Source organism: Streptomyces sp. NPDC088762, from assembly GCF_044750905.1.
In the GTDB taxonomy this organism is placed as follows: domain Bacteria; phylum Actinomycetota; class Actinomycetes; order Streptomycetales; family Streptomycetaceae; genus Streptomyces.
On sequence record NZ_JBIVKT010000006.1, the window covers coordinates 253,041 to 272,487 of the forward strand.

A 19,447-nucleotide genomic window follows, 5' to 3' on the forward strand; every position below is an offset into this window, starting at 1 on the left:
ATCCGGTCCGCCCGGGTCCGGTACGTTGCTTGTCGACTGGTAAGTGCCCATGCACCGACGGGCCCCCGGAGGCCTGTCTCCTACCGATTCACGAGGCGCCGGCGCGGGGCTCGGTGACCGGAGGCTGCCGGGGGCGGTCGTACGACAGCCGGTGTCAGATGGTGAACGGCTTCTGCTTGAGGAAGCCGTCTGCCGGACTGCCCGTCGTATAGAAGTTCGGGCTCTGGATGGCGGGCATGCGCTTTTGGATGTCGCGGTGGAAGGTGCGGTAGTCGCCCTGGAAGGCGCCCTTCCCCCACACCTTGAGAAGGTTCGCGGTGAACAGTCCGTTGACGTCTCCGTCGGACGCCACCTGGTTGTCCTGGCAGGCGGCGATGAGCACCGCGCCGGGCGCCGGGCGGCCGCCGTTGTCGTCCTTGAGTTCGCGCTGGAGGCCCTCGTAGAACGCCCGGTCCCGGGCGAAGATCTGCTGCTGCTTGAGCATCGGCATGAGCCGGGACGCCGCCTCCACCTGGCCCGGGTCACGGGTCTGGAACTGCGACTGCAGCGCCTCCGTGGTGAGCAGTCCCTGGAGGGACTCGATGGCACTGCCGCTGTGGCAGCAGTCCAGCAGGACGAAGATCCTGACGCCCTCCTCGAACCGCCGGAACTCCCGGTACAGCTCGTCGTCGAGGAACTGGCGGTCAAAGAACACCAGCGTCTCGTCCAGCCGGTCGGGCTCGTCGTCCGATCCGACGACGTTGTCCATCTGGCCGCCGTGGCCCGAGTAGGTGAAGAGCAGGATGTCCCCGCTCTTGAGCCGTCCGGCCGCCTTGCGCAGTTCTCCGGTGATGTTCTCCACCGTGCCGTCGCCGGTCAGGATCACGGTGTCGCCGAACCCGCCGGCGCGGGCCACCGCCGCCATGTCGCGAGCGTCGTTCTCACAGGCCAGGAGCTTGCCGTCCCAGCCGTCGTACGCGGCGGGGTCGACCTTGTTCAGACCGACGTGGATGGAGAGGCCAGTGGGCACGGGTACTCCTCGGGGCGTGGCGGGCACAGGGGGCTCGACAGCATCGGTTCCGCGGCGGCCCCCGCCTGAATCGTGACGTGGAGGACGCCGCCCGATCGGGCCTGCCGGTGGGAGCCCGGGGGGTGGCCGCTGTTCGGGTGGCCCGTGACGCCGGATCGTAAACGATCACTTGCGCGCGGTATTGCCATCATATAAACGCAATTGGCACGCCGCCGGACCGGGCTGCGGGCGCCAAGGCGCGGCAGGTCGCCCTCGCCGACCGTACCGGCTACGACCGTGGTCCTCGAGCGGCTCGTGGAGGACGCAACGACGTCTGCCGCGACAACTCCCTGGACCCGGGCACCTGGTCCGCCGCCTGGACGGTCCGCAAGGAACTGCTCGAATTCCAGTGGGACACGGCGCTGTTCTCCACGGACAGGGGCACGGCGTCGCGGATGGCCTGCGGGGCGCCGGTCCGGTATGGCACTCCCCTGCCCGGCGGCGAGCCCGACCCGCTCTCCGGCGGCCGGCCGCCCGTCCGGGAGCTCCCGGATACGGGGTCCCCTTCGACCCCGGAGGAGTTCATCGAGCACACGTTCCGCGAGGCGCGCCGGAAGGCAGGTCCGGTGCTCGGGAGACGCTCGGCGCAGGCCTGGTAGGAACCCTACGAGGTGCTCCGTGAGGAGCGACGGGGCGTCACCCCGTTCGTGCCCCCGGGATCTCCTCTCGGCATCACCGGGGTCCAGGACCGGCTCGCGCTCCCGACGGCGGTCCAGACGGTGCGGCGGCCTGGTCCAATGTCTCGGACCTGCGGGACGTAGTGACGCTGGACCACTGACTGCGGCCAGGAATACGGGCCGCCCGGCCTCGTCACTTGACCACCTGGTGAGGGCCGACAGCGGCAACCACCACGGCATCGCCGAGTACCTGCGCAGCGCGCCCATCCGGCAGGTGGTCCGCGCGCTGTCCGGCCGCGTTGCGACGGACCAGACCGAGTGAAACCATGACAGGTATCAGGCAATCCGTCTTTCCGCGCCGCTACGGCGGCTTGTGCAGGTGCGGTATGTCTCCCAAGGATACCGAATGGGGACTCGTCACCGAAATGGTGCGGGACCACTTCTTTATTTCCGGCGAGCCCCGCCCGAAGCTGGTCCAGTTCGGATTCTCACCCGAGTTCGTGAGCAAAATCCCACTGAGTTACGTGAGCAGCGACAATTCGGTCGCGCTGGTCGAGGCAGTGCGGAACAGTGGTATCGAAACCCAACTCCAGCTGCTCAGCACGCTCGTGCGGATCGATTCACTGACCTCCATCCCGGCCGGAAAAGAGGCCCTGCGCCTCAAGTGCGAGCTGGAAGAGGCCGCGCGGCTGCACCTTTCACCCGAGGACTTCTTCCTCAGCACTGTGCTCGGCAGCGGCACCGAGGTGTTCATCGACCGGGCGGATTTCAGGAAGCGGCTCCGCCATTTCCTTGAGAATCCCGACAAAACGGTTCTGGTGGTGGACGGAGAGCCGGACAGCGGGCGTTCCTACAGCTACAAGCTGATCCGGCACGTGGGCCAGCACTGCAATTTCCGCCCGGTGCGGGTGACACTGAACCGGACCTCGACCGCCGAGCAGGTGGTCCAGCGGCTCACCGAGTCCGTCTGGGACCCGGACACGGCCCCGCCGGCGCTCTCGGACACGGCCCTCCCGCCGTTGCATCCGACACAATTGAACGATCCACTACCTGAGATCGACGCGGCAGTGCGCCGCGTCGTCAGTCAGGCCACCACCGCGCGCGGGCAATACTGGCTGGTGCTGGACGACTGCGACAAGCTCGACGCCAATTCCGATGTCTGGGACTGCATCGGAAAGCTGGCCCTGACCATCTACAACCAGAGGCCGGCGCCGCCGGACGTACCGCCCCGGCTGGTACTGCTCGGGTACTCCCCGACGATGCGCCAGCTCCCGTACGAGATACGCAAGAACGAGGTCAGGGACACCGCCCGGATGTTCGGCCCGGACGATCTGCGGGAGTTCTTCCGGCAGTTCTTCACAGAGGCTTCGACACCCCTGGACCCGCAGCGGATCTCCGCCCTCGTGGAAACGACCGTCCCCGCCGTCCTGCAGGCGGGTGAGGCCTCCGGCCCGGACAGCTACATGCGCAAGGTCTGCACGGCGGCAGCGATATCGGTCCGCCTCTACGGCGCGCTCGCCCCCGGCGAGGATTTCGGCCGGTGCCTGAGCGAGCGGCTGCGCGCCGCGGCGGCCGCCCCCCGTTCCGCAGACGTGTCGGACCTGTGCAAGGCCTACCGGGAAGCGGCCTCCCTGCTGAGCCGGTTCGACCCGGCGCGGCTGAAGCTGCCCGGCGAGGAGGAGCCCTCCGGGGCGGCCGGGCTCGAGCTGCTGCACGACTGCCGGGCCGTAGGCGCTCCCAACACCTTCACCTGGGTGCTCAAGTCGGAGATCCGGGACACCGCGCTGCGCGGCTTCGCCGGTCCGGAACCGGCCCGCCTGGCCCTGCTGGCCAACCTGGAGCAGATCCCGCCCGGCCCGGGCCCCGAACGCACAGCGCTGGCCTACCTCGCCGGCACGCCCCCGGACCTCGCCCACCAGAAGCTGGACGAGCTGCCGCACACACTGCAGGCGGTCTTGTGGCTCGCCCAGATCCCGGGCATCACCGGCATCCCGCAGAGCGGGGAGGTCCAGCAACTGCTGGATCGGGCACGGCTGATGGAGCCCCTCGAACGCCTCGCACGCAGCTCCTTCCAGGGACGTGCCGAGGAACTGGCCCGGCTGCGCGCCTACATCGGGCTGCCCACTCCCCTCCAGGACGAGTTCACCCGGGCGGTCGGCACCGGCACGAAGCGGCCGGTGCTGGTCCACGGGCTGAGCGGCGCCGGCAAGAGCGCTCTGCTCGCGACGTTCCTCCGGGACAGCCTGCGCGACTTCCCCACCGCGTTCCCCTTCGCGTACGTCGATTTCGAACGGCCCACCCTCTCGGCCCACGAACCGGCCACCCTGATCGCGGAGATGGCCCGACAGCTCCGCGTCCAGTTCCCGCAGCACCACGCCGATTTCGATGCCCTGGCCCATGCGTGCGAGGAGGCCGTCGGCCTCCACCGGGCCGAAGAGGGCACGGTCGACGAGCTGTACGGGCTCGCCACCACCCGGGCGACGATGGCACGGCTCTCCCAGTCGGGGGTGCACGCCCTGGCCGGTGCGCGCGAGGGCATGCTGGCGGCGCAGCTGGCGACGCTCGTGGTCCAGGCGGTGGGGGTGCCCGCCGGGGAGCAGCCGCCCCTGGTGCTCGTGATCGACTCCTTCGAGGAGGTCCAGTACAGCGGCTCCCCGGAGCTCGGCCGCATGTGGGGCGTCTGGTCGGCGCTCCAAAGCGTGCACCCGCGGCTGCGGACCGTCGTCGCCGGACGGCTGTTGAAGCAGCATCCGGCCCGGGTGGTGGAGCCGCTGACCATCGAGCTGAACGACCTCGGCCCGGAGGCATCCGTGGCCCTCCTGCTTTCCTGCGGGGTGACCGACGAACGGCTCGCCGAGAAGCTCGCCGACCGCGTGGGCGGGAATCCCCTGAGCCTGAAGCTGGCGGCTCGCGCAGCCGAGCAGGAGGGCAACCGGACCGAATCGCTGAACGAACTGATCGAGAGCCTGCCCCGGCGCCGCCGCCACTTCTTCCGCAAGGTCGACCAGATGCTCATCCAGGGGACCCTCTACGAGCGGATCCTGAGGCGCATCGGGGACGACGGCGTCCGCGCCCTGGCCGAGGCCGGAATGGCGCTGCGGACCATCACCCCCGAACTGATCCGGGAAGTCCTGGCCGGGCCGAGCGGACTGACGGTGGACTCCGACCTGGAGGCGGAGCGCCTCTTCGAGCTGTTCTCCCGGCTCGACATGGTGGAATCCGCCGGTCCGGGGACCGTACGCCACCGGGCCGATCTGCGGGCCATCATGCTGCGGCTGGCCGACCGCGCCCGTGCGGACGTGATGCGAGCGGTCGCTCGGCGGGCCGTCGCCTACTACGCGGCACGCGAAGGACTGGAGCCGCGGGCGGAGGAGATCTACCACCGGCTGCGGTTGAACGAGAGCCCGCGCGAGGTGGAGCTGCGCTGGCTGCCCGGTGTCGAGCGGTTCCTCGTCGGGGCAGACCAGGACATGGCGGGACGATCCGCCGCGTACCTCGCCGGGCGCTTCGGGGGCCACACCTCGGACGAGGTGATGGCGGAGGCGGACCAGGAGGACTGGGAGCGCATCGCCGCCCGCGAGGTCGAGGACCTGCTGTCGCAGGGGTACACCGACGCGGCCGCGGCCCGGCTCGAGGGGCGGCGCCCCTGGACCTCGGGCAGCCCGTTGCACCCGCTGTGGGTCGAGACCCTGGACCGGCTGGGCCGTCGTACCGAAGCCCGGGCGGCCGCCGACGCGGCCGTGGACCGCGCCGAGAAGGACGGCTTCCCCGGGCTGCAGCTGGAGCTGCTGCTCCTCTCGGCGCGGCTGGCCGAAGCGGACGGCGACCTCGCCGAGGCCGACGACGACCTGGCAGAGGCCGAGGAAATCGCCACGGGCCTGGGCAAGGACTTCGAGGCGCTGGGCGCCCTGCTGACGCGCGCACAGCTGGCGTCCGGCGCCGAGAAACACGATCAGGAGGTCGAGAGCAGGCTCGCCGAGCGACTGCGGCGGCTGCCCGACGCGGAGCTCGTCCGGCAGCCCGCCCTGGTGCGTGCGGCGGTCGCCGAAGTCTCGCGCCACCACCCGCGGCTCCTGGAGCACGCCCTGGACGTCGTGGGCCTGCCCGAGACCGAGGACGGGGTCCTGGACACACTCGGCGAGGCGATCGCCCGCGCGGTGGCCGGTCGGCCCGAGCTGCGGGCCTCGATGCGCCGCCTTCTGGAGGACTCCGCCGGCCCGCCCGACCGGAGGTCCGCGACCGGGGCCACCCACCAGGGGGTGCAGGGCATGCTGCGCGAGGCGCGCCGGCTCGGGACGCTCGACCGGCTCGCCAGGCGCCTCCTGGCCCTCGACGACCGGAGCGGCGAGCTCGTCTCGGGCGTGGCGGCGGTGATGGGCGCCGGTGCCGTCGCCCCCGGCCCGGACGTTCCCACGGCCGCACGGCCGGTCACCTCGGAGCCGGGCGAGGCGAAACCCTCAGCAGAGACCCCAGCCGAAGGGAACGGCCACAGAGGGCCTGATCGACCATGAGCGACACGTATCTCTCCCAGGACGACGTCGTGCGGCTACGGGACACCGCGGTGGAGGCAGGACTGACGGACCCGGCACTGCGGAATCTGCTGTTCGCGGGCATCCTCCCGAAGTACCGCGGCTCGCTGCCGCTCCTCGCGGCGCCCGGCCAGCAGGTCCACTCGGACCTCAACGAGATGAACCGGGTCGAGCGGCTGATCGACGGCACCGTGCCGCTGGCCGTCTGGCTCCGGAACGCCGCCGACCAGCTCACCGACGCCGCCGCCCGCGACGTGATGCTCAAGGCACTGGACCGGGTGGCGCGCGACGCGGCCGGTGAACCCGACGTGGCACCCGACGTCCCCACCGGGGAGACCAAGGAAGAGATCGTCTTCCGGGACGACACGGTGCCCTTCGACTTCCTCAGCTGCGGAGCGCTGGCGGGCTCCTCGGTCGCCCGCATCAAGGTGCTGCCGTACGAGGGGGGCGCCCTGCTCCAGCCGCTGGCGCTGCCCCACAACGGCACGGGCTGGCTCATCGCCCCTGACCTGCTCGTCACCAACCACCACGTGGTCAACGCCCGCAAGCGCACCGACGGCCGGCAGCAGGTGGCGGACCCGGCGGACCTCCGGCTCCAGGCCCAGGGATCACGCTCCCGGTTCGACTACCTGAGCGAGGACGACGCGGACGCAGAAGAGGCGCGGGCGAGCGAACTCGTGGCCTGGGACGAGGAGCTCGACTACGCCGTGCTGCGCCTGACCGGCGCGCCGCCCCGGCCCTTCCTCCGCGTCGCCACCGCACCGTTGACGGTGGCCAAGGACACCCCGGTGGCGCTCAACATCATTCAGCACCCGGGTGGGGAGCCGAAGCGGATCGCGCTGCGCAACAACCTCGCCTTCGAGGCGGACGACCGGGACGTGCGCTACTTCACCGACACCCGGGGCGGCTCCTCCGGCTCGCCGGTGCTGACCGACGACTGGACGGTGGTGGCCCTGCACCGCGGCACGCGCCGCGTCTCGGACGTCAGCTTCCAGGGCAAGAGCACGGCCTTCGTGAACGTCGGCACGCAGCTGAGCGCCATCATGCGGCACCTGCAGGAGCACAGCCCGCAGGTCCACGACGAGATCGCCGCGGCCCAGTCACGCTGACGCGGCGGGCACGACCACAGGAGGTGTGAGATGCGCGGTGGATCACCGGTGGCGACCGGACCCGAGCAGGTCTTCCGAGAGGACCTGATGGAGGTGGCCGCACGCGTACGCAAGGGGCTGGACGCGGACGCGGAAGTCCTCGAGTCCGCCGAGGAGCTTCCCCGTGAGGAGGAGGCGGCCGCGCAGATCGGCCGCGCCGCCCGGGAGGAGCGGGCCAGGGTGCTGGAGGCCGGGGTGCGCGGGCTGGAGAAGCTGGCGTCGGGCCGCACCGGCGATGTCGACGCGGATGAGTACTTCGGGGTGGAGGCGATCGTTCTGCTCGAAGGCCGCCCGGCGATCCTGGTCCAGGGCCAGGACTTCGCCTCGCAGCCGGGCGACTGGGCCCTGCTGGACGGGCAGCGGCCGGGCATCCGGAAGTCGATCGAGCGGGTCGGCCGGGTGGAGGTCTCCGGACACGCCGAACTGGACTGGCTGGGCACGGGCTTCCTCGTCTCGCCGTTCGCCGTGATGACCAACCGCCATGTCGCGGCCGAGTTCAGCCGTGCGGACGGCGAGGGCGGGTTCACCTTCCGCCAGGGCATGGGTGCACGCATCGACACCGCCGAGGAACTCGGCGCGCCCGCCCTCGACGGATCGTTCGAGTTCGAGGTCACCGAGGTCATCGGCATCCACCGGGACGTCGACATGGCACTGCTTCGGGTGTCCCCGTCGGCGAGCGGTGGCGGGCCGCTGCCGACGCCGCTGCCGGTCGCGGCCGACGCTCCGCCGGACCTGCCGGGCCGTCCCGTGTACGTGGTCGGCTACCCGGCGGCGGACGGCCGCCGCAACGAGCCAGAGGCCATGAGCCGAATCTTCATGGACATCTACAACGTGAAGCGGCTCCAGCCGGGCACCGCGACGGCACTGGTCCCGGACGGACTCGGGTTCACAATGACGCACGACTGCTCCACGCTCGGCGGCAACAGCGGCTCCCCGGTCTTCGACCTGGCCGACCACCGGGTGCTCGGCCTGCACTTCGGCGGCCGGTTCAGGTCGGGCAACTTCGCCGTGCCGTTGTTCCAACTGACGGACGACCCTCTGCTGAAGCGGGCGGAAGTCAACTGGGTGTAGGGCGCCTCCGAAGTTGTGATCGATTTCGGGGTGTGCATCAGGCAGGCCACCCGGTGGAAAACCGCCGGCACGTGACCACGCAAGCAGGATGAAAAGGCTCCGTCTGGTTGCGTTTGCCAGTCGCTACCGGCGGCCTCCGCGCGTTGATGAAGGCTTAACCGCCGGTCCTCTTATTCAGGAGGCGTCCTATGAGCAGGACCTCACGACTCAACTGCATTATTCCCCCGTACCTTCTCAAGAAGCTCCTGGAGAGCGAAGACAGTGAGGTGCGCCAAGCCGCCTTGGACACCATGCTGACCACTGCTCGCCTGCGGGGTGAGCGAGCGGTCCGGGCGTCCTTCGCCGGCGCGGCCGCCCCCGGCAACGGCCGGCGCACCGTCTTCGACTGTGAGCAGGGGAGTTTCCTCCCAGTCGCTGTCCTGGCCAGGCCGGAAGAGGGGCCGGAGTCCGCGGACGAGTCCGTCAACCTGGCGTTCGACGGACTCGGCCTGACGCGCGATTTCTACAAGGAGGTGCTGCAGCGCAATTCGATCGACGGCCGGGGGATGCGCCTGGACGGGTACGTCCACTTCGGCGTGAAGTTCAACAACGCGTTCTGGGACGGACGGCAAATGGTCTTCGGCGACGGGGACGGAAAGCAGTTTGGAAACCTCACCAGATCCCTCGACGTGATTGCCCACGAGTTGACGCACGGGGTCACGGATCACACCGCCGGATTCGAGTACCACGATCAGCCAGGGGCCCTGAACGAGTCGATGTCGGACGTCTTCGGGTCGCTGGTCAAGCAGTGGTCGCTTAAGCAGTCGGCCGAGGAGGCGGACTGGCTGATCGGGGCTGACGTGTGGACCCCGGGAATCGATGCCGACGCCCTGCGATCGATGAAGGCCCCCGGGCATGCATACAACAATGCGCTGGTCGGAATGGACCCCCAGCCCGATCGTATGAGCAAATTCATCCACCTGCCCGACACCGAGGAAGGGGATAACGGCGGGGTGCATTTCAACTCCGGAATTCCGAACAAGGCGTTCTTCCTGACGGCCGTGGGCATCGGCGGATTCGCATGGGAGGCTGCCGGGCTCATCTGGTATGAATCGCTCAAAGCATCCACCGCCGAGGCCCAGTTCCAGGATTTCGCCCACACCACCTTCCAGAAGGCCGGGGAACTGTTCGGCGTCGGCAGTGCCGAGCAGTCGGCCGTGCTGGCGGCCTGGCAGGAGGTAGAGATCCCCATCAGAGGCGTCCCGACCGGCGTCGTCCGGGCGCGGAGCCTTGCGGCCAACATGCACGGTGGCGTGGGCCGCCAGGACGGCCTGGCAGCGCTGACCAGGCAAGTAGCGGAACTGAGTGCCAAGATGACGAGGTTGGCCAAGGATGTGAACGCGCTGAAGGCAGCCAGGTGAGCCCCAGAATTCACCGCCGGCCAATCCTCGGCCGGTCGTAACGAGGTTGCACGCAATGAAGGTGACTCTCGCGACACACGGCGGGCTGGCGGCGGCGATCAACCTCCGCCTCCCGCCCAAGGTGCTGGACACAGGCACCCTGCCCGAAAACGCCGCCTCGGAGCTGGCCGAGTTGGTGGCGGCGGCCGTCCCGACGCTCAAGGCGGACCAGCCCAGCCACGCCAGGGACGCGATGAGCTACACGATCACGGTGGAGGACGGCGGCCGTTTGACGGCCCTCAAGCAGTCGGACGCCACCATGACCCCCGCGTTCGCGGCCTTGCTGACTTGGCTTCAGAAACACTTCGAGCACCAGTGACGCCCGACGGGTTGGATCTCATGACGTCTACACCAATCGGGGGCCCCCGGTCCCTCATGCACCCCTGTCGGAGATCGGACGCATGCACCTGGCCCGCTGCGTCGTGGTGTCCGGGTCTCCGGGCATCCCCTGGCCGGCAGCGATGAGCCGCCCGACCACGGCCCTCAGCTGGACGACGGTGACCGCGGTCGCGTCGTCCTCGGGCCCGAGCCGGACCACGTCCAGGATCCCGGTCCACGGGATCAACTGCGTCGCGGACTTCGCCCGCCCGTAGACGTGGCAACAGCCGATCCGCCGAGCAGGGCACATCCGACCGCAACCGCGGCGACACATCGACCACCAGCACCATGCGCCCGCCCGCAAACCGGGGCAATGGCAGTCCGGCCATTAGCGTCCGCAGCCCGTTCGAGACACCGTTCGGCCTTGTGGCACCATGTGCGGCATGACGACCAACCGAAAGGTCCATGCCGCGTAGACGGCCAGGACGCATCCGGGCTGAAACCCCGGACCGACAGCAGTCACAGCAATCAAGGCCGGCCATCGGCCGCCTCTCCTCGCGAGCGCTGTCCGAGATCGTTCGCCTTGAACGCACGCGAAACTACCTCCAACCGGGAGACATCAGCGCGGCATTGCGCCTGTGGAAGGACTATGTCCACAGGCCCGCGCGTGAGCTCTGGCACGACGACGAGTTCGGCAACGTGCACTGGTACTGCTGCGGCAACCCCCTCGAAGGCCGTGCCCTACTCGACGGCGTGATCCGAGCAATGTCGCCTCGCGGAGCCCGCGAGCTCCGCAAGATCATCGAAGAGCTCGACGCCTTCATGGGCCCGCCCGACCCAGCCGCAGACCGTCGAAGATGAATAACAAGCTCAGCAGTCATAGCTCTTGAGCGTCTTCGAGGCACCGGTGGCCGACTTCAGGTAGTCGTTCTCCGACTTCAGGCTCTCGTTCTTTGCCGTCGACTCCGCCAACTGCACGACCAGTCCAGCAGCCGTCGACAGGAGCCCCTCGTGCTTCCTCTGAAGCTCCTCGTGCTCTTCCTGAATCCCCTTGTACTTCCAGGCGAGGACCCCGATGGTGGTGGCCAGAACGCCGGCGCCGGCCGCAACTACGACCCTGGCTTTGCCGAACTTACCTCCGGCTGGCCCGGCACCGTCCTTGCCGATACAAATGTGGCCCGTCCGGTGCGAGTGCCGTTGAGCCTCGCCGAGATGGTCGCTCCGATATGCCCGCTGGTCGTGGGCTATGCCGTCAACGCTCAACAGCGGATCAGAGGCGGGTAGGACGATCCCGCGCACGGAGGCCGTCCGGATCCATGTGACGGGGCGAGCCAGTTGCACCAAGCTGGGTCGGTGAGCTGGCGCTGAGCGCGGACTTGAACGGGTTTTCCCGTGCGGCGATCCACACGGTCAGACAGGAGACGAAACACCTGTCCTTCTCAGCGCTTCCTGCGGGGCTTCCCCTTCACCTCACCCGGGACAACCTTGGAGGAGGGGAAGTTTACGTTTAGACCTGCAGGAGTCTTCTCGATCTCCACCCTGCGTCCGTTGACGGTGAACCCTGCACTGAAGCTGCCGTCTTTCTGCCTCTCCCAGGAAAGATCACCGCGGGTCTTGGCCCAAACCACCAGCTCCGTTACCAGCGAGACCAAGGATGCGTCCTTGGGGTCCTTCTGGTCCTGCTTCTCTTGCATCAGTCCGCCCCCTACTCCTTCTGCCCAGTCTGTTCGACTCGGCTGCGCGCTTACACGCGGGCCGACCACCGCTCGAACACCGCCACCCGCCGACTGATGCGGTGCAGCTCTACCACTGCGATCACGGACGCCTCACCGGAGCATACGCGCGACACGAACTCTTGCGTCCGCATCGTTGCTTTCTGTCACAAGAACGAAGATCGGGGCGAGGGCGCCAACCGGGGCGGGTCCAGGGGGTGATGCTGGCGGTGATGCGCTTGACGTCGCGCCCGCGGGGTGAGCCGGGGCCCGCGTCGGAACCAAGAGGCGCCTTTCCCGGCCCGGGGTCTCCGCACGCCCGACCGTGTCGTCGTCATCTGGCCAGTGACAGAGGCGGCCCGCTAGCCTGTTGCCGGGGCGGTGACGGGCGTGTCTGCGCGCGCGGGGGCGGCGCCCCGGTGCGCCGATGCCGACCGGAAGGGGCTCCGCTATGACCGACCGCTCCACCGGCCCGTCCGCCCCGGAGCACCAGCCCCGCCGACTGTCGCGTCTGTGGAGGCGCCGCCAGCGGGGCCGCCAGGAGGCCGAGCCGATCCCGGAAGCCCTTGCAGAGATGGCCCAGAGGGCGCAGTCCCTGCGGGATCAGGCCGTGGTGTTGCACAAGCAGGGCCGGTACGAGGAGAGCCGGAGCCTCGCCGAGCAGGTCGTTGGGCTGTACCGGCAACTCGCCGCAGAGCGCCCGACCCCGTATGTGGCGTATCTGGGCTCCGCCCTGCGGACTCTCTCGCTCGACTTGGCCGGGTGCGGCCGGCCCGAGGAGGCTCTCGCCACGGTTGAGGAGGCCGTCGCCACCCTTCGCCCGCAGGACGCGTCTCTCCAGGATTACTGCCTGACCGAGCTGGGCTGCGCGCTGTACCTTCTCGCCGATCATCTGGACGATCTCGACGAGCGGAGGGGGGAGGCTTTGCATGCGGCCGAGGAGGCTCTCGCCATCCGGCGCCGCCTGGCTCTCCGATCCAGAGCCCACCTGTCCGACCTGGCTGTCACGTACCACTTCATCGCGCAGTTGCGGCTCGCCCATGGTCAACACGGTCAAGCCGTCGGCGCTTTGGGCGAGGAGGTCTCCATCTACCGGCAGCTGGCGCAGGAGCAGCCGGAGGTCTACCGCCCGAAGCTGGCCTTGACCCTGTACCACCTGGCAACGGGCCTGAAAGAAGCGCGCCTTCTGACAGCGGCGCTCGTCGCGGCCGAGGAGTCCGCCGAACTCTACCGTCCCCTGGCCGCCCACCAACCCGACGTCCACCAGTCAGATCTCGACGGAGTGCTCCGACTGACGCAGTGGCTCCAGAGCGCTACGGCTGGCCAGCCCGGGCAATGAGGCCCCCCGGCTCCCGATGCCGATGCCGATGGGCAGGCTATTGACACACCCGTACCGACTTCAGCGAGCTCGGCGTCGCTCCTAATGCGGGCGTGACGTCGACGGTTGCATTTCCCCGCGCGCCGATCGTGCGTCGGAAGTCGCTGGGAGACATTCCGTACGCGAGGCGGAAGGCGCGCGCGAAGTCTGCCTGGTGGCGAAAGCCCCATCGGGCCGCGGTCTGGCCGATGCTCCGGTGTGCGGTCCGCGGATTGGCCAGATCGGCGCGGCTGCGGTCCAGTCGCCGCCGGCGGATCGTGGCGCCGACCGTCTCCGGCTGCTGCCGGAACAGCTGGTGCAGCAGGCGTACGGAGATGTGGTGGTGTGCTGCGATCGTGGCCGGACCCAGATCGGGGTCCGCCAGGTTGTGGTCGATGAAAGCCTCGATCCGGGCGAGCAGGGCCTGGCGGCGAGTCTCGGAGGGAAGGGCAGACGGGCTGTCGAGCCGACCGGCCAGGAAGACCGTGGCCAGGTCTACCGCGACGGCGCCGAGGCGCTGCAGCTCGTCGGCTTCGCACGTGTCGGTGTTCTCGCGCAGCCCGGCCAGGTAGCCGGCCAGGAGCGCACCCGCTCCGGTGCGGGAGGACAGGCGTGTGCCCAGAAGTCCATCGACTCGGTCGGGTGGCAGCGGCAGGCCGGCTCTGGGCAGCTTGAGCAATGTGATCCGCGAGAGTCTGCTGTGATCCTCGAACTCGCAGCCCAAAGAGTGAGAGGTGTCGAACAGGGCCATGTCGCCGGCCTTGAGCAGGGTGTTACTGCGGCGCTGTTCGAGCCCGATCGGGGTGCTGTGGACCAGGAAGAGGAAGTAGCACTCCGGATCGAAACGCCGGATGTGTGCGGGTGCCCTCCGAGCCAGCAACGGCGAGAAGGAGAACGAGGCCACCTCGGCTGCCTGCGGCAGACGCAGCGACGTTGCCGTTCCTCTGAAGCGGTCGGCGTGCTCGCTGGTTATCGACACCGGCATGACCGCTTCGCTCACCATCCCGCGCCACCACTCGAAGGCGTCGCCCTCGCTGACGTTGTTGGTCGAGACGGAGACGGACGGCTCCGATTCCACCCCTGTAGCTGTCATCGCACCCCCTAGCCCGGTCCGACACCAGGTCCGCATTCATGCTCAGGCCGCCGGTGGGCGGGCGCGAGCAACCTGCCGGTCAGGTTCGGAGCGCACTCCACGCCAAAAAGGCGTGCGCTGACAGCTAAAGCGCGGGCACCGGAGTCCTGGTGATACTCGTGGCCACACCGCGTGCACGCCGCCCGGCGCCCATCGCCGGACACCTCGGCACGTGATGTGGTCTCACGCCCAAACCGGGTCTCTCGATGAGCTGTTACATGCCCAGTGGGGCGGATCAACAGCGCCCAGCCTGCGAAGGCTCGAGACACCAGGATCAGACGAGAGTTCGAGCGCCCTAAGGCGGAGGCGGTGCAACCACTGTCCCGCTGCCGCACACCCCGGCCCACCGGGGTGACCGTTTCGTCCACCATCCACGAGAGGAACATGAACATGGCCACAACCATCCGCAAGGCGGCAACCGCCGCCGCGGCATTGCTCTTCAGCGGCTTGCTCTTCGCTCCCACGGCTGACGCCGCTCCGCCCCGCAGCTCCACCGTCCCCCGAACGGCCGCCGGCGCCCCACAGGCACGTTCGGCCCAGTCGACCTACGGCCCCTTCCGGATCCGCGCGGTCCACAGCGGGAAGTGCCTGGACGTCGCCGGCGGTACGTCCGCCACAGGAGACGGCGCCGACGTCTTCCAGTGGACCTGCCTCGGCGCCGCCCAGACCAACCAGCAGTGGTATCTGACGGACGCGGGGGACGGTACGTACTACATCCGGGCACGTCACAGCGGGAAGTGCCTGGACGTCGCGGGCGGTACCTCCGCCACCGGCGACGGCGCCGACGTCTTCCAGTGGACCTGCCTCGGCGCCGCCCAGACCAACCAGCGCTGGTACTTCAACACCGAGGCGGTCCAGAACGGCAAGTACACGTACTACATCCGCGCCCTGCACAGCGGGAAGTGCCTGGACGTCGAGGGCGGTACCTCCGCCACAGGAGACGGCGCCAACGTCTTCCAGTGGACCTGCCTCAGCACCGCCCAGACCAACCAGCGCTGGTACCTCGAAGCCGTGGCCTAGAGCGTTTCCCCTTGATGGATTGATCCGCTGATCGGATCCGTCCGATCAGCGGGTCACCGATGTGATGTGGGAGCGGATCTCGCAGGATCGGCCCGCCGAGCTCGGGCCGTTCCAGGCCACCCGCAACCGGCCGATCAGGTGGGCTTGGGCTGCGCGTGCGGGCATCGCTCGTCGGCGGTCATCACCGGAATGCGCATACGGCGCAGGAGATCACGGGTCATACGCAGACTCAGGGTGCTGCGCCAGGAAATGCCCGGGTGGCGGGAGCGCAGGTGGGACAGCGCGCGGGTTCCCAGGCCGGTCGACAGGAAGCGTTCCTCGATGACGATGCCCGTGATGACAGCATCAGCGCAGTCCAGGCATATCCGGTAGTGGACTCGGCCGACGATCTTGCGGATATGGACGAGGAGGAGGCATTCCTCGCCCGGGCCCGGGTCGCCGGGGATGCGCGTGGACAGGAACTCGACTTCGCGGTAGGCGAGGAGCCGGCGCCGCAAGCGCCCCGTCATTCGTCCGCAGCGCCCATGCCTCGCCCGGTGGCCTGGCGACGATGGGGCACTGGCCCGGGCCGGGCGGGACGCCGTGATCGTAGGACGCGACTGTTGTCCAAACATGCATGTCCGTGTGCCCACCTGGGCACCTCTGACGCCCCCCTATACCCACGAGGCCTGCCGGGGCGTATACGCAAGGGCAGTAGCGGAGGGACACGCCTCGTGGTCATCAGTGCGCGCCGGGAATTTCGTCTTGTCCGCAGACGCCCGCCGACCCGGTCAGCGTCGTGTCGACTTCAATAGCCGGCCAGCCCGGCACCCACACGCTCCAGGACCGCCAGGGCGGGCACCGCGCCCTCACCGTCGCACTGCCCCGCGAAGCAGTCACTCCTTCCGGTACTCGCCGCCGAGACCTACGGGTTCCACGACGACATCGCCGACCATCAGGAAGGCCCCCAACAGCCGCATCGCCCTGCGCACTACAGTGCCCCGCCCTCGACGGCCGGCTGCGCGTCAACGCGGGCACACCACCCGCCGATCACGACCCGAGACCAAGAGCTGCTTCGGACAGACCCGGCCGTCTGCCAGTGATCGACATGGAGGCCCTGGGCGGCAGCCCACCGCAGCCTCACCGTGTGGGCGGCCACGCGGAAGCGTGAGAAAGGTGATGCGGCCTTCTGACCTGCGCAGGCAGGATGCACCCATGTCGACCGATGTCAGCGGAATGATCGAATGCCGGCCGGGGGCCCGCCTATGGGGCCCCGATGACGAGGACTCCATATGGGAGGTCGCCATCGATCTCTTCCTCCTCAACAGCGGTAATGCCTACGACGGCTTGGCCTGCCTCTTCGGAGTCCGAAACACCTACGGCTTCAGCCCCCTGGCAGAAGACCGTGGCTTCCCCGATGACGCCTCGGATGGGCTGCGAGGTGAGTTCGCCGGTTACGGCGGCCCCCGCTATGTGCACGGGACAACCTGGCTGACCTGGGCCGAGCTGGACACCACGGACTGGCAGGAGACCGACGCCTCAGGCACACGAACCCGCGCCTCAGCCGCAGGGATCGACACCCACTGGGGCCGGGTCTGGAGCGTCATGCGCATCCTCAGCGAAGTCCATGGAGCCGAGAACGTACGCCTTGTCGTCTGGTTCCATTGAGCACTCGGCCGGGCGAGACTGGTCAACTACACCGCTGAGTCACATCGGCGCAGTCGGGTGCGCGGCCGGCTTTGGGGCGCCTCCTGTTCGCTCCTCTTCGAGCACGCGCTTCTGATCTCCTTCCGGATTGCATCGGGGTCCTACGAAGCCCGGTCATTAAAGCCTGCAGGTTGAGGTGTGCGGGTCGGCGGACCCCTGCCCCGCCCATGAACTCGGCCGTGTCAGCCACGTGCGGGTACACGGCGTCAGCGTCCACATCCACCCATGCGGGTGAAGTTCAGGTGGCCACGGCCGCGCATGCGAAGGCGCGGGCCGCTGGTGGTAGCGATCCGCGCCGGTTCCTTTGCTGCTGCGCTGCGGACGTCGTGCCGTCCGCGCCACGGGCGGGGGCGCCGCGTGCAGCGCCCCCTCGGCTCTTGGGCCGGTGCCGTCAACGACGGCGGCGCACAAGTACCGCGATCAGGACGGCCACCAGCGGGGCAGCCACCGCAGCGGCGGCCATGACCGGGTTGGCCAGCCTCGGGTGCACAAAGACCACGTACGCGACGGCGCCCAGGAGCAGGGTGACGACGAGGGCCAGGAGGAGCAGGACGACCGGGTCGGCGCCCGGATTTCCCGCTGACGACTGCCGTACTGGGGGCTGGGGTTCGGGCTGGGGCTGTGGGGTGTTGACGGTCATAGGGGTTCGCTCCCGGGAGGGCCCGCGGGCGGTCCGCGGACGGCAGTTCGCGGTCGGATCCGCGAGCCGGTTTCAGCCTCGCGGAGGCGATGATCTTGCGGGAGAGGGAACGGATGTTACCTCGCCATCGGCAACGATCCGGCCGCCTCGGTCGGGCGTCTCAGGGGTGTCACGGCCTGCGTGACAATCGGGCAATCGCGCTGGTGGACAGCGCATTTCCGGAGGAAGGGCAGGCAATGGGCGCACCCGAGGGAACGGCCGCGCACGCGTACGCGACCGCGCTGCGAAAGGCCCTGGACGGCTACCTCGCCGGCGGCGGCACCCAGAAGGCGCTCGGCACCGGCACGGGCATCACTGCGAGCAGCCTCTCGCGGTACCTGAGTGGGGATCGGATCGCGCCGCGGGAGAAGCTGCATGCCATCAAGGCCTTCCTCGAAGCGCAGTCCTTTCCCTGCCCCGACGGGGTCTGGGACGAGCTGGACGAGCTGTGCGGCAAGGCACATCTCGCCAGCGGTGCCGCCGCCGTCCAGCGCGACCACCTCAAGGAAGAGCTGACCCGTGCATGGGCCGAACACTTGAGGTTCCAGGGGATCGCCGAGGAGCAGCTCCAGGGCCTGCAGCGGGAGGCGGGCCGCCTCAGCGAAGAACTGGAGCTGGCCCTGTTCCGCACTCGGAGCACGCAGGCCGCACACACGATCCTTCGGAAGCGTCTCACCGTTGAGAGCCGGAACCTACTCAGGGCCCAGCGCTACAACCACGGCATCGAAGCCGAGCTCGCACATCAGAAGGAACAGGCCGGCCTGCTCGGGCAGGAAGTCGGCGTCCTGCGCGACCAGAACCGCCGACTGGTCGAGGAGAAGCCCGCCGTTGCCGCCCCGGCAACGCAGCTCAGTCACGCGTGCACACCGCAGTACGTCTACATCCCGCTTGCGCCCGCCCCCGCCGCCGAGACGGTGACGGCAGCCCCCGAAGTCACCGAAACAGCCACCTTTCCCCAGTGGCAAACGCTTCCGCAGGAGTTTCCGGTTCTCGGGGCGGACGACCTGTACGGGACTCCCCTCCACCAGCAAGATCACTACGACTACTGGAACTGGACGTTCGACGTCCGCCCGTACGGCGAACCGGATCCGTGCGGCGCCCCAGACACCCTGCTCGCCCCGACCGGCTACCAGGAATACGCGGCCCCGCACCCTTACGGCCGACAGGACGCATACGGCCATGACGCATGGGCGGACGCCTTCTGCGACATGCGGGACTGCGATGAGCGGACTCCCGCGCCCTCCGATCACCGGCAAGGCAAGGAAACACCGGAGCTCGCCTCGGCCGCCCGGTCACACCACACGGCTCGGGCAAGGCGCAGGGCGGGAGCGCTGCCAGCTGCCGCGCTCATCGCTGTTCTCCTCGGCTCCCGCCTCCTTGGGAACTGAGGCGCCGGGCGGCGATCACGTCGATGCGGCACGTAAACGGCCTCTGGGCGGGCGGTATGTACGGGCCGTTCGGCACCACGCGGTGCAGGAGACGTCCACTGCCGGAGGAGCACAAAGGGCGCCGGCTGGGCCGGGCGGTCCGGAGGTGGGCGGGAAGGTGGGCGGGGAATGCGGTCGGCAGAGACGTTTCCGTGATGAACCTCTTACGCCATTGGCATGAGCGCAGCAGCGCAGTAACCATTCCCCGGAAACAGTCAGGAAATGATCCGGTTTAGGTAAAGCGCCGCCGTGTCGCGGCGGTCG

The 19,447-nt window shown here is 69.0% G+C and carries 15 protein-coding genes and 1 pseudogene; 9 read left to right on the forward strand and 7 right to left on the reverse strand.

From position 1 onward, the window contains the following. Positions 1 to 154: 154 nt before the first annotated feature. Positions 155 to 1,009, reverse strand: coding sequence for a caspase domain-containing protein (locus ACIP5M_RS17375; protein ID WP_401197736.1), 855 nt, complete (start codon positions 1,007 to 1,009; stop codon positions 155 to 157). Between the two features lie 1,042 nt (positions 1,010 to 2,051). On the opposite strand from ACIP5M_RS17375, the gene ACIP5M_RS17380 reads away from it, so the two are divergent. The 5 genes from ACIP5M_RS17380 (at position 2,052) to ACIP5M_RS17400 (ending at position 10,171) form a co-directional block, all read left to right on the forward strand. Beyond that, positions 2,052 to 6,176 (forward strand): AAA family ATPase, encoded by a 4,125-nt coding sequence (locus ACIP5M_RS17380; protein WP_401197738.1) that lies wholly within the window; start codon positions 2,052 to 2,054, stop codon positions 6,174 to 6,176. Next, entirely contained in the window at positions 6,173 to 7,303 is a 1,131-nt protein-coding gene (locus tag ACIP5M_RS17385; RefSeq protein ID WP_401197741.1) for a trypsin-like peptidase domain-containing protein, read from the forward strand. Before ACIP5M_RS17380 ends, ACIP5M_RS17385 begins: the two co-directional genes overlap by 4 nt. Before the next feature lie 30 nt (positions 7,304 to 7,333). After that, positions 7,334 to 8,413, forward strand: a complete 1,080-nt coding sequence (locus ACIP5M_RS17390; RefSeq protein WP_401197743.1) for a trypsin-like serine peptidase — start codon at positions 7,334 to 7,336, stop codon at positions 8,411 to 8,413. Between the two features lie 188 nt (positions 8,414 to 8,601). Next, positions 8,602 to 9,813, forward strand: coding sequence for a M4 family metallopeptidase (locus ACIP5M_RS17395; protein WP_401197746.1), 1,212 nt, complete (start codon positions 8,602 to 8,604; stop codon positions 9,811 to 9,813). Between the two features lie 55 nt (positions 9,814 to 9,868). Beyond that, on the forward strand, positions 9,869 to 10,171 hold the full coding sequence (locus tag ACIP5M_RS17400) for a protealysin inhibitor emfourin (RefSeq protein ID WP_401197749.1): 303 nt from the start codon (positions 9,869 to 9,871) through the stop codon (positions 10,169 to 10,171). A gap of 102 nt (positions 10,172 to 10,273) precedes the next feature. Here the strand turns inward: ACIP5M_RS17400 and ACIP5M_RS17405 are convergent. From ACIP5M_RS17405 to ACIP5M_RS17415, 3 genes and pseudogenes are all read right to left on the reverse strand, one after another. Next, a pseudogene (locus tag ACIP5M_RS17405) lies at positions 10,274 to 10,622 on the reverse strand (transposase); the annotation flags it as partial. Positions 10,623 to 11,040: 418 nt separating this feature from the next. Beyond that, positions 11,041 to 11,469 carry a hypothetical protein gene (locus ACIP5M_RS17410; protein WP_401197751.1) on the reverse strand — a complete coding sequence of 143 codons (429 nt, stop codon included), beginning with the start codon at positions 11,467 to 11,469 and terminating at the stop codon, positions 11,041 to 11,043. A gap of 140 nt (positions 11,470 to 11,609) precedes the next feature. Continuing rightward, complete coding sequence (locus ACIP5M_RS17415) at positions 11,610 to 11,864, reverse strand: hypothetical protein (RefSeq protein WP_401197753.1); 255 nt, start codon at positions 11,862 to 11,864, stop codon at positions 11,610 to 11,612. A gap of 469 nt (positions 11,865 to 12,333) precedes the next feature. On the opposite strand from ACIP5M_RS17415, the gene ACIP5M_RS17420 reads away from it, so the two are divergent. Beyond that, the gene (locus ACIP5M_RS17420; RefSeq protein ID WP_401197755.1) at positions 12,334 to 13,221 is read left to right on the forward strand and encodes a hypothetical protein; all 888 of its coding nucleotides are present in this window, start codon (positions 12,334 to 12,336) and stop codon (positions 13,219 to 13,221) included. Positions 13,222 to 13,258: 37 nt separating this feature from the next. Here the strand turns inward: ACIP5M_RS17420 and ACIP5M_RS17425 are convergent, their stop codons facing one another. Further along, the gene (locus ACIP5M_RS17425; RefSeq protein WP_401197757.1) at positions 13,259 to 14,317 is read right to left on the reverse strand and encodes a helix-turn-helix domain-containing protein; all 1,059 of its coding nucleotides are present in this window, start codon (positions 14,315 to 14,317) and stop codon (positions 13,259 to 13,261) included. A 444-nt stretch (positions 14,318 to 14,761) separates the two neighbouring features. Between ACIP5M_RS17425 and ACIP5M_RS17430 the strand changes: the two genes are divergently transcribed. Further along, positions 14,762 to 15,391, forward strand: coding sequence for an RICIN domain-containing protein (locus ACIP5M_RS17430; protein ID WP_401197760.1), 630 nt, complete (start codon positions 14,762 to 14,764; stop codon positions 15,389 to 15,391). Between the two features lie 134 nt (positions 15,392 to 15,525). Here the strand turns inward: ACIP5M_RS17430 and ACIP5M_RS17435 are convergent, their stop codons facing one another. Continuing rightward, complete coding sequence (locus ACIP5M_RS17435; protein ID WP_401197763.1) at positions 15,526 to 15,888, reverse strand: hypothetical protein; 363 nt, start codon at positions 15,886 to 15,888, stop codon at positions 15,526 to 15,528. A gap of 697 nt (positions 15,889 to 16,585) precedes the next feature. Here ACIP5M_RS17435 and ACIP5M_RS17440 point away from each other — a divergent pair. Then, complete coding sequence (locus ACIP5M_RS17440) at positions 16,586 to 17,038, forward strand: hypothetical protein (RefSeq protein ID WP_401197765.1); 453 nt, start codon at positions 16,586 to 16,588, stop codon at positions 17,036 to 17,038. Between the two features lie 430 nt (positions 17,039 to 17,468). Here ACIP5M_RS17440 and ACIP5M_RS17445 read toward each other — a convergent pair whose 3' ends face one another. Continuing rightward, complete coding sequence (locus ACIP5M_RS17445) at positions 17,469 to 17,717, reverse strand: hypothetical protein (protein ID WP_401197767.1); 249 nt, start codon at positions 17,715 to 17,717, stop codon at positions 17,469 to 17,471. A gap of 236 nt (positions 17,718 to 17,953) precedes the next feature. Here ACIP5M_RS17445 and ACIP5M_RS17450 point away from each other — a divergent pair, with 236 nt between their 5' ends. Then, positions 17,954 to 19,144: a helix-turn-helix domain-containing protein gene (locus tag ACIP5M_RS17450; RefSeq protein WP_401197770.1), complete on the forward strand. Its 1,191-nt coding sequence runs from the start codon at positions 17,954 to 17,956 to the stop codon at positions 19,142 to 19,144. Positions 19,145 to 19,447 lie beyond the last annotated feature (303 nt).